The following is a 13494-nucleotide window of genomic DNA, read 5'->3' on the forward strand; positions in this document are numbered from 1 at the left end:
AGACCTTAAATAAAAAATGCCCATCCCTGGCGGTAAGCAGATGAGCAAAATGGTACCAACCAAATCCAAATAATTATCAGGCAGTTTGGGCTAAACTCAGGGTTTGTAATTGTTTATCACCCGCATATAAACGCGCTTCAGTACCACCAATAAAATAACGGTTTCCTCTTGTGGGTACTGAAGTCTCATCAAACCAAACAACAGCAACCGACTCATGATGCCAGCCTAAAGGCTGAACAGAAAGCTGCCAGAAATGCCCTCTAGGACTGACCTCTGTCACCTGTACTGGCAATGGACTGGAAAGTGTCGGTTGCGAGTTCATCATGATATCCCACGGACGCAGGAATACATCAACATTCCCCTGATGGATTGGCGTCACATTGAGAGGCAAGTGCTGTCCGCCAATCAACAGCTGAGAGCCTTTAATTTCACCACTAAAATGATTGACCTCACCCAAGAACTCCATCACAAAACGGCTTGCCGGATAACGCCATACATCTTGTGGCGTACCTACCTGTTCAATATTTCCTTGCCTCATGACAACAACCCGGTCAGCCACTTCCATCGCTTCTTCCTGATCGTGAGTGACAAAGACACTGGTAAATTTTAGCTCCTCATGGAGCTGGCGTAGCCAACGGCGTAATTCCATTCTTACCTGAGCATCCAGTGCACCAAATGGCTCATCGAGTAATAGAATTTGTGGTTCAACAGCCAACGCTCTTGCCAACGCTACCCGCTGTTTCTGCCCACCAGAAAGTTGTGATGGATAGCGTTCAGCAAAATGCGTCAATTGCACCATCTCCAACAACTCCATAACTTTACGGCGGATAGCCGCCATATTCGGACGCTTACGTCGTGGCAATACTGTCAATCCAAAAGCAACGTTATCAAACACGGTCATATGCCGAAACAGTGCATAATGCTGAAATACGAAGCCAACTTGCCGATCTTTAGCATGCATACGGCTAACATCTTGCCCGTGGAAACTCAGCTTCCCCTCGGTTTGTTGTTCCAGACCCGCAATAATCCTCAACAAGGTTGTTTTACCGGAGCCTGACGGACCAAGCAGAGCAACCATTTCTCCAGCAAAAACATTCAGAGTGATATCGCTCAGAACCTGAGTCCGACCAAAATATTTACTGATATTGTTAATTTCAATACTCATATTCTGCTCCTGCCTTAACCATGTTGGCGGCTTAACCGCCACTGCAAAGCACTTTTAACAATCAAAGTGATAATTGCCATCAATGCCAACAATGCCGCCGCAGTAAATGCCCCTACGGTGTTGTAATCTTGATGCAGTAATTCAACCTGCAACGGCAATGTGTAAGTTTCACCACGAATAGCACCGGATACCACTGAGACAGCACCAAATTCACCAATTGCGCGGGCATTGGTCAAAACCACACCATATAACAACGCCCAACGAATATTAGGTAACGTCACCCGCCAAAACATTTTCCAACCCGACGCCCCCAATAAAATTGCAGCTTCATCCTCCTGGCTCCCCTGACTAAGCATCATCGGTACCAGTTCTCGAACAACAAACGGACAAGTCACAAATATCGTTACCAAGACCATCCCCGGCCAGGAAAACATCAATTGGATATCATAGGGTTCTAGCAAACTTCCGGCCCAACCATTCGAACCATAAAACAATAGGTGGAGCAAACCAGCTACGACCGGCGAAACAGCAAACGGAATGTCGATCAATGTCAATAAACATTGCCGCCCTGGAAACTGAAAGCGCGTTACCAGCCAAGCGATCATGACGCCAAAAATTAGGTTTACCGGAACGGTAATTAATGCGATCAGTATCGTTAACCAGATGGCATGCAACATATCAGGATCTAAAAGATTCTCAGTAACTACCTCAACTCCTTTAGAAAAGGCAGTCATAAATATCCAGACAATGGGGATCACTAACAGTAAGATTGAAAACAATACACCTGTTATGATCAGCGCCCATTTCGCCCAATTTACAGGTGGTCGTTGTGCTACGTAAGATTCAGATAATTCAACCATTAATGCCCCCCAATCCGTTTACCAAAGCGGCTTTGCAGAGTATTAATGCTAAATAATAATATCAGGGATATTGCCAATATAACTGATGCGATGGCACTGGCAGCGGGGTAATCAAACTCCTGTAAACGGATGAAAATCATCAGTGATACCACTTCTGTTTGCCATGCAATGTTACCGGCAATAAAGATCACTGCACCAAACTCCCCCAAGCTGCGGGTAAAAGAGAGTGCTGTGCCCGCAATTAAAGCCGGAGATAATTCTGGCAATACAACCCGCCAGAAAGTTTGCCAACGATTAGCGCCTAATGTTTGAGCTGCTTCTTCATATTCTGGCCCTAGCTCTTCAAGTACCGGCTGAATCGTTCGCACAACAAATGGCAGGCTTGTAAACGCCATCGCTACCGCAATACCCAACCAAGTATTCACGACTTTCACATCAAAGTGCCCAAGCCAAGAGCCATACCAACCACTCACAGAAAATAGCGTTGCCAATGTCAATCCCGCTACCGCAGTAGGTAACGCAAAAGGGAGATCCATCAAACCATCCAATAAGCTACGGCCAAGGAAACGATAGCGGGTTAAAACCCATGCCATCAGCATACCAAACACCGCATTAAACAAACTGGCAACCGCTGCTGCCAGCAATGTCACTTTATAAGCCGCTACAACTTGGGGATTAGCAATCACCTGCCAATACTGTTCCCAGGTCATACTGGAAAGCTGCACAACTAATGCACTCAGAGGTAACAATAAAATCAAGCAGGTATAGAACAAACTACTGCCTAAACTCAACCCAAAACCAGGCAATACTCGCTTACTGGATCTCGAAAACATTACTTATGCCCCTCGGCCAGCAATTGATCCAGTATACCGCCAGTATTGAAGTGAGTTTTCATCACTTGAGGCCAACCACCAAATTGATCTTCCAATCGAAACAACTTAGTTTCTGGAAAACGGACTCTCTGTTGAGCCATCACGTTTTTATTACTGACACGATAATTAAAGCTGGTAATGATCCGCTGTGCCTGTGGGCTATAAAGATAATTCAGATAAGCTTTAGCCGCTTTCTCTGTACCGTTTTTCGCAATATGCTTATCAATCCAAGCCACAGGGAATTCTGCCAGAATACCTACCGGTGGAACGATCACTTCATATTTGTCACCACCATACTGCTTGCGAATATTATTAACTTCAGATTCGAAACTGATCAGCACATCACCTAAGCCACGTTCAATAAATGACGTTGTTGCACCGCGACCACCAGTATCAAACACGGCGACATTTTTCAGGAAATGTTTCATCCATTCACGAGTTTTACCCTGATCTCCACTATTTTCCTGTTGAATAGCCCCCCAAGCGGCCAAATAAGCATAACGGCCATTACCGGAGGTTTTAGGGTTTGGCAAGACTAATTTGACATCCTGGCGCACTAAGTCATCCCAATTATGAATATCTTTGGGGTTACCTTTACGTACAAGAAACGCCATCGTGGAATAGTAAGGTGAGCTGCTATTTGGCAGGCGGTTCTGCCAATCAGCCGAGAGCAGATTGCCACGATCATGCAAAATTTGCACATCCGTTACCTGATTGTAAGTCACCACATCAGCCCGCAATCCTTGAAGAATTGCCAGTGCTTGTTTGGAGGAGCCGGCGTGGGATTGTTTGATTATCAACTTATCTTGTGGATACTGCTCATTCCACTGTTTTTCAAATTCAGGATTCAGTGCAGAAAATAGCTCACGCGCAACATCATAAGAGCTGTTTAACAGCTCTACAGCAAAGGCATGACTGCTGCCTAATAAAGTTACTACCACCAGTCCGTTTAGTATCGTATTTTTTATTGAATACTTTTTCATTTCTCACCTTATCCGTTATTTCATCAAATAACGCGCCAGTGACTAATGTATCCAGTTTATTTATAACAAGGTAGATAACTATCACCGTTTAATATACCAAATTGCACTTAGAAAGTATGAAACGCAATAAGCTGACAGAAATATTAAATGAAAAATGCGGGCCTGTTACGGCTCCGCAAAAGGAACATTAAACTCACCAAACCGGCTCAGTTCATGTTTTTAATCAGAAACTCTCATCGTTTCCAGACGATACGTTCCACTTTCCAGTTTTTCAGTACATCATCAGAAGGAATCAAACCTTCAGGGCCATTCCAATTACCGGTAAACAGATAACTGACATGTTTGCTCTGTGGGGATACGCAAACAATAGCGCTCTTCTCTGACTCACTCACCGTATTTCGGCAAACATCAAATGCCTTGCTGTAAAGTGCCGAAAATGGCATGCCGACCTTTGTTCTCCAGACGGTTTCAATATTTTCATCCAACACTTCAATGCGACTGACTTTTCCATCGGCCTGACCAAATAACGCTATCTTCAATTGATCCCCATCCATTGCTTGAAATACTGTCACCAATTGACCATTTTTTGTTTCCATGCCACTGCGTAAGTGGTACTTTCTATCCAACCCCTTCTCTATTGCGTCTTTATTCATTGCTGTCAGACCATTTATTTCTCCCACACCCTGATCTGAGATTTTTAAAGGGCTGCCAAACCAGCTAAAAGGAGACAAATCCGACCATGAAAAACCCGATGAACCCGTACAACCGGCCAGTAACAATGCACCACTTATTGTGACAAAACGTAATCCTGACAACATGTTAGTTAAAGTATACTTCTGCATAACTGGTTCCCTTATGACTCAATACAGAGATAGGCACTGAGACATCACATCTGATTGTTAGTTTCAGAGAATGTTTAAACTAATTACTTTAGATGAATATTTTATTGATAAAATACAACTTAACGGTATCATTACCCTCCCTAAAAGTCATTACTATTAGTAAGGTCACTATGATGAAAAAAATATTTATAACCACCGCCTTGATTACTTTGTTCAGTATGCCGTCAATGGCTCAAATCTCACAGACGCAATTTGGTGGTTTTTCTGGTCCCGATTCAGCACAGCCTCCCGTCCAAGCACCACAACAAGGTGGTTTTGTTGATCACAATGCAAGAGTTTCCACCACCCAACAAGTTAAAAATATGAGAGATGACAGTTGGGTCGTACTGGAAGGACATATTGAATCCCGTATCCACAGTGATCACTTCATATTCCGCGATAATGCAGGAATTGTTGAAGTCGAAGTTGATCATAAATACTGGAATGGTCAAACGATAACGCCTCAAGACAGAATCCGTCTTGAAGGTGAAGTCGATAAAGAATGGAATGGTATGACTATTGATGTAAAAAAAGTCACCAAATTGAACTAATGCCTTTTGGCTGAGTGGTATTCTTTCACTCAGCCATATCTGAACTCAATATTCCTGATCAACAATCAAACGCTTACTAAAAATAACGCTCTCTTGATGACGATCTTCATATTCCAGTTTTTCACACATATAGATAGTGGCATCATTATCTTCAGGAACAATAAGAACTATTTTTGGGCAGCCACGGGCAATCAATTTCTTCTCCAATCGGGCAATTAATGCATTCGCAATTCCCCTACCACGAAATTCAGGATGAACTCCCAAATAATAAGCTGAACCACGATGACCATCATAACCACCCATAATCGTCCCAACCACTTCACCAACCACTTCCGCGACTAAAAACAGGTCAGGATCATGCGTCAATTTACGCTCGATATCCACTTCCGGATCAACACCAGGATTAAGTAAATCGCAGCGTTCCCATAAGGTGATCACTTCTTCAAAATCATCTTGTCGAAATACCCGAATTTCCATCCTTAACCAACCTGTTTTTATTGAAATAACTATTTTCTCATTATCTCCGCTTTAACACCGGAATCAATACGAAAATGCGTTCTCTTCCACTATTCTCTTCCACTAATAGCTATAATATAGCGCTCACCACATCATAATGGGAAAAGAATCATGAATACACCAAACATTAATCAGATTAAATCTTTTTTCCTTTCATTACAGAATGAAATTTGCCAACAACTGGAACAGACAGATGGCAAAGCGAAATTTACTGAGCAGTGCTGGCAACGAGAAGAAGGTGGCGGAGGCCGTAGTCGAATTATGAAAGAAGGCACGATATTCGAACAAGCAGGCGCTAATTTTTCTCATGTATCAGGAGATATGCTTCCTTTATCAGCAACAGCTCACCGTCCTGAACTGGTCGGTCGTCATTATCAGGCAATGGGCGTCTCTCTAGTTATTCACCCTTTGAATCCCTATATACCAACCAGCCATGCTAATGTTCGGTTCTTTATTGCAGAAAAAGAAGGTGAAGCACCAGTATGGTGGTTCGGTGGGGGTTTTGATTTAACACCTTATTATGGTTTTAAGGAAGATGCTGTTCATTGGCACACCACCGCCCGAAATATATGTCGACCCTATGGAGAAAATGTTTACCCAAAATATAAAGAATGGTGTGATAATTACTTCTATATTAAACATCGTAACGAAGCCCGTGGAATTGGTGGCTTATTCTATGACGACTTAAGCATACCTGACTTTGAACATTGTTTTAATTTCACTCAAGATATAGGTAAAGGTTTCCTTTCTGCCTATCTACCTATTGTGGAAAAAAGGAGGGAGATATTATGGGGTGAACGTGAACGGCAATTTCAATTATATCGCCGTGGTCGCTATGTAGAATTTAACCTCGTTTGGGACAGGGGAACCCTATTTGGATTACAAAGCGGGGGACGAACAGAATCTATCTTAATGTCCATGCCACCATTGGTACGCTGGGAATATGATTATCACCCTGAATCAGGATCTGCGGAAGCCGCTTTATATACCGACTTCCTACCAGCAAAAAACTGGATATGATTTTCTATCATGTTAGGAATATTATAAAAAACTATTCCTAACTATTTATATTTTTATTACAGCCAATGCAAGAATCCCTCACACAAAAAACATTAACAAATTGTTAACAACCCCTTAACATAAAAGAAGCAGGTTGGACCTGATGACTATCTGCTGGAAACGTGTTTAATATGAATCCGTACCTAAAGAGTACCTCTAATTAATAACTAAAAATTTATTCCAGGAGATATTTTATGCAAATACAAAACAATAACTACAGAGGCGTAATACCGCCGTACATTCTTCAAAATATTTATAATAATGACAATGAAAAGAAGAAAGTATTAATGACATTAAATCACACTCAGAGTTTAATGTTGGACAATGTTATTAGAGAATCTTCCGATGATTCCGGCGATGACGATAAAGTTACCAATACAACTATACATCGTTCTATTCACGATGCAGAAAATAAACGCAAGTTGCCAGGAAAATTAGTACGAGATGAAGGAGATCCAGATAACGAAGATAAATCAGTTGATAACGCATATAGATATTTAGAAGCAACTTACAATTTCTATAAAGAAGTTTTCAATCGCAACTCATTAGATGATAAAGGAATGAAATTGATTGCCACTGTGCATTATGGCGAAGAATATATGAATGCATTCTGGGGCAACGGACAAATGGTATTCGGCGACGGAGATGGCAAAACCTTCAATGATTTCACAACCTCTGTCGATGTTATCGGCCATGAATTATCTCATGGTGTTATTGAGAAAACAGCGGATCTGGTCTATTTCTTTCAGTCTGGAGCATTAAATGAATCAATAGCGGATGTTTTTGGCTCATTAGTAAAACAACATTATCTGAAACAAAAAGCTGATGAAGCAGATTGGATTATGGGAAGCGAGCTACTGGGCAAAGACATTAAAGGCGTAGGGATTCGTTCACTGAAAAAACCCGGCAGCGCATATGATGATGAAGTTCTCGGTAAAGATCCACAGCCTGGTCATATGGATGATTTTAAAGAGCTGCCGATTTATAGAGACAATGGTGGTGTTCATATTAATTCAGGTATTCCTAATAAAGCCTTCTATAATCTTGCGATAAAATTAGGTGGATATGCCTGGGAGAAAGCAGGAAAAATATGGTACAACACATTGTTGGATAAAGATCTTGCACGTGATGCGAACTTCTCATCCTTCGCTAAATTAACAGTTAAACATGCTCGTGAGTTATTTGATGAAGATGTTGAAAAAGCAACGATTGATAGCTGGCAAGAAGTGGGTGTTAAAGTAAAGGAAGATAAAGACGATAAGGACAAAAATAAAGATAAAACTGAAGATTAATCTATCAACATATCGCTGGTGTAACGCCAGCGATATTTTATTATTTGTAATACCTGACTAGTAAAAAATATATCTGATAAAAGATACTAAAATTGTTAATAACGAATTTTACGCTATACTAAACAGACGTGAAAAATAACCGTAACAAAACTGGTATATCATGAATAATAAAACTCTCAAACTCACAACTGATAGCAAAATCACGATTTCCCTGCAAGGAGGATTTGCCGCTACACCTGGCCTTAATCAAGATAAAACAGTGGATTTAAAATCACTGTCTCCGCACCAACAGCAGTTATTTCTTCAAGCCATAGAACAAGATTTTTCTGATTCTATGCCACCATCACCATATCCTGATCAACATTATTATCTGCTCAGTATCGCCAATGGAAATGAAGAATACCACTTCACCCTTCCAGAGTCAGATGCACCAGAAATCATTACTCAGATATGGAATGCCAACAACAAGGGTGGTTAATCACCACCCTTTTTCTTACACGTCTTTCTACAATTAGCATTAACGCTTTTTCAGATGTGCCATCAGACGTTTACGCTTACGCATTTGATTTGGTGTCAACGTATTACGTTTATCCGCATAGGGATTTGCCCCTTCTTTAAACTGAATCCGAATCGGCGTCCCCATCACTTTCAGAGATCGACGGAAATAGTTCATCAGATAACGCTTATAGGAATCAGGCAAATCGGTTACCTGATTACCGTGGATCACAACGATTGGTGGGTTATAGCCACCAGCATGGGCATATTTCATTTTTACCCTGCGCCCACGTATCATCGGCGGTTGATGATCTTCTTCGGCCATACGCATGATACGGGTTAGCAATGAAGTATTGACACGACGAGTGGCACAATCATAAGCCTCAAGAATCGAGTCAAACAGATTCCCCACCCCACTACCATGTAAAGCAGAAATAAAATGGACTCTGGCAAAGTCAACAAAACCAAGACGATAATCCAGCATCTCTTTCACACTCTCTTTATCTTCCTGTGACATGCCATCCCATTTATTGACCGCAATGACCAATGAGCGCCCGCTATTAAGAATAAAACCCAATAATGACAAATCTTGATCGGAAATGCCTTCTCGCGCATCGATCACCAACAATACAACGTTAGCATCTTCAATCGCTTGAAGGGTTTTGATGACTGAAAATTTTTCAATCGTTTCAGAGATCTTACCCCGCTTACGTACCCCTGCGGTATCGATAAGGATATATTCACGGCCATCGCGCTCCATCGGAATATAAATGCTGTCACGGGTAGTGCCTGGCATGTCGTAAACCACAACCCTTTCTTCACCCAAGATACGGTTAGTCAACGTAGACTTACCCACATTTGGCTTACCGACAATGGCTAATTTCAATGGCAGAGTTGATGGATCAAAATCCTCCTCCTCTTCTACCATCTCAATTTCATTCTGTTCCTGCTCTGCCCAATAAGCTGCGTTGGCCTCTTCCTCAGTCAACTCAACCACTTCTTCTTCACCTTTACCGTAGAAAGGCAACAGGACTCGTTCGATAAGTTGGGTGACACCACGGCCATGAGAAGCAGCGATAGAATAGATATCCCCCAATCCGAGGGAATAAAATTCAGCAATAGCGGTATCAATATCAACACCGTCAGTTTTATTCGCGACCAAAAAAGTCGCTTTTTCGCGACCACGTAGATGTTTTGCTATCGCGTGGTCTGCTGGCATAAGTCCGGCACGAGCATCTACCATGAACAGAACAATATCGGCCTCTTCAATCGCCATCAAAGCTTGAGCTGCCATATGGGTTTCCACACCCTCTTCGGTACCATCGATACCACCAGTATCAATGATAATAAACTCCTGCCCTTCAACCTCAGCTCGACCATATTTGCGGTCGCGAGTCAGACCTGGAAAATCCGCTACCAGCGCATCTCTTGTACGGGTTAAACGGTTAAATAATGTGGACTTACCCACATTTGGGCGCCCTACCAGAGCGACGATAGGTGTCATTTGTTGATGCCTCATGACTAAATTTGAAATCAGTATTTTGCTACTCATCATTAGCTGCAACAAAACACTAAAAAGACGAAACGGCCCCTGTTCTTTTCAGGAGCCGTAGGATTATAACAACTCTTTACTCTATATTTCCGGTAAACAGGCAGTAAGCAAAACTCAACGGGTAAACAGATAAACCGTACCGTCTTTCGCCTGTACCATCAATTTATCACTGGCAACAACCGGACGACTCATTAAACCGGAACTATCAACTTTATGTTGAGCAACAAACTTACCGTCATCCATATTCAGCCAGTGCAGATAACCTTCACTGTCACCGACAACCAGATAGCCATTATACATTTCAGGCGCGGTTAAATTACGGTGTTGCAATTTTGTCTGAGTCCACAAAGTGACACCATCACTTTGACGCAAACCCATAACACGATCATTTTGGTCAACAATATAGATATTATCACCAGAAACAACCATCTCGTTCACTGAACCCAAATCGCGCTTCCAGAGGATCTGACCTGAACGCATATCAAGCGCCACCAAATTACCATTATAGGCTATTGCATATATCACGCCCTCAGAAATAACCGGTGTCGTATCAACATCATTAAGACGACCGATTTCTGTAGAACTGGTTACCTGAGAAATACGTTGTTGCCAAATCAACTGTCCCTGAGAAATCAAGACGGCGTTGACACGACCATTATCCCCACCCACGATGGCAGCACCGTAAGCCGCGGCAGGCGCCGATTCACCACGTAATGATAATGATGGTGTATCCAAATTAACGGACCATTGCACTTTACCATCGGACTCGCTCAATGCCTGCAACATCCCATTGCTGGTATGAATCAGCACCAGACCATCACTCACCACAGGACGCGACAACGCTTCACCGGCAACGTCAGATTGCCAGGCAACTTGGCCGTCTTTGGTATTCAATGCAATAACTTTGGCACGTTCAGTGCCTACATATAGATGATCCCCAGAAACGGTCAAACCACCAGAGAGCAATGCAGGTATACGAGAAGAGAGGAAACCCGCTTTTTCCGCCAGATTCACCGACCATATCTCTTTACCACTATCAATGTCCAACGCCTTAACGATGCCATGACGATCAGCAACATAAACAGCGGAGCCCTGCCAGGTTGGCGTCAAGTGAGAATAATAACGGCCTACACCATCACCTACAGATTTATCCCAAACCTCGCTTGGGTTAAATTGATTTTCGACCTGTGGCAATGGTGACATCGTTACTGTGTCTTGCTCACTTGAACAACCGGCTAGCAGAACGGAAGCCACCAAACCAACCAAGAGTGTTTTACGCAGTTGCATTGAAAGAATTCCCCTTAGCTGGATAAGTTATTCAATTTAAGATTTAACATCGATTTGATTGCCTGTGGTGAATTTGAGCTCAAACCTTTGGTATACGCTGCGCGGGCACCGGCAATATCACCTTTTTTCAACAGTGCATCACCGCGAATATCCTCTGCGACGGCAACCCAACCGGAACCTTTGACCTGTTCCAATGTTTTCAGCGCGGCATCCGCTTTATCTTCCGCCAATTGAACCCTGGCTAGACGAATATTCACCAGAGCCTGCAAATCCTCATTTTTTGCCTGACCAGTCGCCGCAGATAAAAACTGATCTGCTTTAGTTAACTCATTCTTTTCAACAGCAAGTTGAGCCAAATGCATATGCGTCATCACGCCATAGCTGTTATTAGTTTCACTGGCAAATTTTTCAGCAGCAACATGACCCTCTTTTGTACTGGCAATTAAACCTTGATCTACCCGTTCAAAAGCTTCTGCACTTTCCTGCAACTGATTTGTCTGATGAGATTGCCAGTAACGCCAGCCAATCAGCGCCCCGGCACCCAACACCAGCCCAAAAACCAAGGCTTTACCATTATTGGCAAAAAAGCGACGGATCGTGTCTACTTGTTCGTTTTCATTGGTATAGACTTCCACAGAGTCTCTCCTTAACCTAACAGTTCAACCAAACGAGCAGCAATTTCGCTTCGCGGCAACGTTTGTTGTTCACCTGTACGTAAATCTTTAATGGCTACTTGACCAGAACGGACTTCATCCTCACCGAGAATCAGTGCAATTTTGGCGCCTTGTTTATCCGCACGCCCCAGTTGCTTCTTAAAGTTACCACCACCGTGGTTCGTCATTAAACGCAATTGGGGCAACGTATCACGTACCTGTTCAGCCAAAATCAATGCCGCTTGCTGACTACCTTCACCAAAAGAAGCGAGATAAACATCGGCTACTGAACGCTCTGCGACAAATGCCGGATTCATTTCTTGCACTAGCAAAACCAGACGCTCCATCCCCATAGCAAAACCCACCGCAGGCGTTGGTCGGCCCCCCAGTTGTTCAACCAGCCCATCGTACCGACCACCGGCACAGACCGTCCCTTGAGCCCCAAGAGCCGTTGTCACCCATTCAAATACTGTGCGGTTATAATAATCCAGACCACGAACCAAACGCTGATTAATCCGATATTTGATACCCGCCCCATCAAGAAGTGCGCACAGGCTATCAAAATGTTCCTTTGATTCGGCATCAAGATAATCAAACAGTTCCGGCGCATCATTAAGAAGTTGCTGAACTTCGGGATTTTTTGAATCCAGGACACGTAATGGATTACTGTACATACGGCGTTTGCAATCTTCATCCAGCTTATCTTTATGCTGTTCAAGAAAAGCCACCAACGCTTCGCGATAATTGGCGCGTGCCGCCAACGAGCCAATGGAATTCAGTTCAAGCGTCACATGCTCAAAAATACCGAGCTCGCGCCACCAGCGAGCAGTCAATAAAATAAGCTCGGCATCAATATCAGGCCCCTGAAGACCAAAAACTTCAGCACCTAACTGATAAAATTGGCGGTAACGACCTTTTTGTGGACGCTCATAACGGAACATTGGCCCTAAATACCATACGCGCTGTTCCTGATTGTACAGCAGACCATGTTCAATACCGGCACGCACACAACCGGCGGTATTTTCAGGGCGTAGGGTCACACTTTCACCATTGCGATCATCAAAGGTATACATCTCCTTTTCAACCACATCAGTGACTTCCCCAATAGCTCGTTTAAATAACGGGGTCTGCTCTACAATCGGTGTGCGGATCTCACTATAACCATAACCCGCCAGTACCCGTTTCAAAATAGTTTCGATACGCTGCCAGATAACCGTATCTGCCGGCAAGTAGTCATTCATGCCTCGAATAGCTTGGATATTTTTTGCCACGTCTTATCTCTAGTTAATGATTCAAAAATGATGTTGATTATAGAAGCGAATACCGAC

General features: G+C 43.0%; 14 protein-coding genes. 4 read left to right on the forward strand and 10 right to left on the reverse strand.

Annotated features, from left to right (window positions below; translation table 11 throughout):
• Positions 1-76: 76 nt before the first annotated feature.
• From cysA to KZ793_RS22030, 5 genes are all read right to left on the reverse strand, one after another.
• Positions 77-1165, reverse strand: coding sequence for a sulfate/thiosulfate ABC transporter ATP-binding protein CysA (gene cysA, locus KZ793_RS22010; protein ID WP_225817215.1), 1089 nt, complete (start codon positions 1163-1165; stop codon positions 77-79).
• A 14-nt stretch (positions 1166-1179) separates the two neighbouring features.
• The gene (gene cysW / locus KZ793_RS22015; RefSeq protein ID WP_225817216.1) at positions 1180-2025 is read right to left on the reverse strand and encodes a sulfate/thiosulfate ABC transporter permease CysW; all 846 of its coding nucleotides are present in this window, start codon (positions 2023-2025) and stop codon (positions 1180-1182) included.
• On the reverse strand, positions 2025-2858 hold the full coding sequence (gene cysT, locus KZ793_RS22020) for a sulfate/thiosulfate ABC transporter permease CysT (RefSeq protein ID WP_225817217.1): 834 nt from the start codon (positions 2856-2858) through the stop codon (positions 2025-2027). The genes cysW and cysT overlap by 1 nt, the downstream gene beginning before the upstream one ends.
• Positions 2858-3880 (reverse strand): sulfate ABC transporter substrate-binding protein, encoded by a 1023-nt coding sequence (locus tag KZ793_RS22025; RefSeq protein ID WP_225817218.1) that lies wholly within the window; start codon positions 3878-3880, stop codon positions 2858-2860. The genes cysT and KZ793_RS22025 overlap by 1 nt, the downstream gene beginning before the upstream one ends.
• A 233-nt stretch (positions 3881-4113) precedes the next feature.
• Positions 4114-4722 carry an RpoE-regulated lipoprotein gene (locus KZ793_RS22030; RefSeq protein ID WP_225817219.1) on the reverse strand — a complete coding sequence of 203 codons (609 nt, stop codon included), beginning with the start codon at positions 4720-4722 and terminating at the stop codon, positions 4114-4116.
• Positions 4723-4895: 173 nt separating this feature from the next.
• Between KZ793_RS22030 and KZ793_RS22035 the strand changes: the two genes are divergently transcribed.
• Complete coding sequence (locus KZ793_RS22035) at positions 4896-5312, forward strand: YgiW/YdeI family stress tolerance OB fold protein (protein WP_397443655.1); 417 nt, start codon at positions 4896-4898, stop codon at positions 5310-5312.
• 45 nt (positions 5313-5357) lie between these two features.
• Here the strand turns inward: KZ793_RS22035 and KZ793_RS22040 are convergent, their stop codons facing one another.
• The gene (locus tag KZ793_RS22040) at positions 5358-5789 is read right to left on the reverse strand and encodes a GNAT family acetyltransferase (RefSeq protein WP_011145692.1); all 432 of its coding nucleotides are present in this window, start codon (positions 5787-5789) and stop codon (positions 5358-5360) included.
• A gap of 150 nt (positions 5790-5939) precedes the next feature.
• Between KZ793_RS22040 and hemF the strand changes: the two genes are divergently transcribed.
• The 3 genes from hemF (at position 5940) to KZ793_RS22055 (ending at position 8657) form a co-directional block, all read left to right on the forward strand.
• Positions 5940-6848, forward strand: a complete 909-nt coding sequence (gene hemF / locus KZ793_RS22045; protein ID WP_225817221.1) for an oxygen-dependent coproporphyrinogen oxidase — start codon at positions 5940-5942, stop codon at positions 6846-6848.
• Between the two features lie 233 nt (positions 6849-7081).
• On the forward strand, positions 7082-8179 hold the full coding sequence (gene prtS, locus KZ793_RS22050) for a metalloprotease PrtS (protein WP_225817222.1): 1098 nt from the start codon (positions 7082-7084) through the stop codon (positions 8177-8179).
• 160 nt (positions 8180-8339) lie between these two features.
• Positions 8340-8657 carry a protealysin inhibitor emfourin gene (locus KZ793_RS22055; protein ID WP_225817223.1) on the forward strand — a complete coding sequence of 106 codons (318 nt, stop codon included), beginning with the start codon at positions 8340-8342 and terminating at the stop codon, positions 8655-8657.
• Between the two features lie 39 nt (positions 8658-8696).
• Here the strand turns inward: KZ793_RS22055 and der are convergent, their stop codons facing one another.
• The 4 genes from der to hisS form a co-directional block, all read right to left on the reverse strand.
• Positions 8697-10178 (reverse strand): ribosome biogenesis GTPase Der, encoded by a 1482-nt coding sequence (gene der / locus KZ793_RS22060; RefSeq protein ID WP_225817224.1) that lies wholly within the window; start codon positions 10176-10178, stop codon positions 8697-8699.
• A gap of 162 nt (positions 10179-10340) precedes the next feature.
• On the reverse strand, positions 10341-11513 hold the full coding sequence (bamB, locus tag KZ793_RS22065; RefSeq protein ID WP_225817225.1) for an outer membrane protein assembly factor BamB: 1173 nt from the start codon (positions 11511-11513) through the stop codon (positions 10341-10343).
• A 14-nt stretch (positions 11514-11527) separates the two neighbouring features.
• On the reverse strand, positions 11528-12148 hold the full coding sequence (locus KZ793_RS22070; RefSeq protein ID WP_225817226.1) for a YfgM family protein: 621 nt from the start codon (positions 12146-12148) through the stop codon (positions 11528-11530).
• Between the two features lie 11 nt (positions 12149-12159).
• Positions 12160-13437: a histidine--tRNA ligase gene (hisS, locus tag KZ793_RS22075; RefSeq protein ID WP_225817227.1), complete on the reverse strand. Its 1278-nt coding sequence runs from the start codon at positions 13435-13437 to the stop codon at positions 12160-12162.
• Positions 13438-13494 lie beyond the last annotated feature (57 nt).

The organism is Photorhabdus antumapuensis (genome assembly GCF_020387775.1).
Taxonomy (GTDB): domain Bacteria; phylum Pseudomonadota; class Gammaproteobacteria; order Enterobacterales; family Enterobacteriaceae; genus Photorhabdus; species Photorhabdus antumapuensis.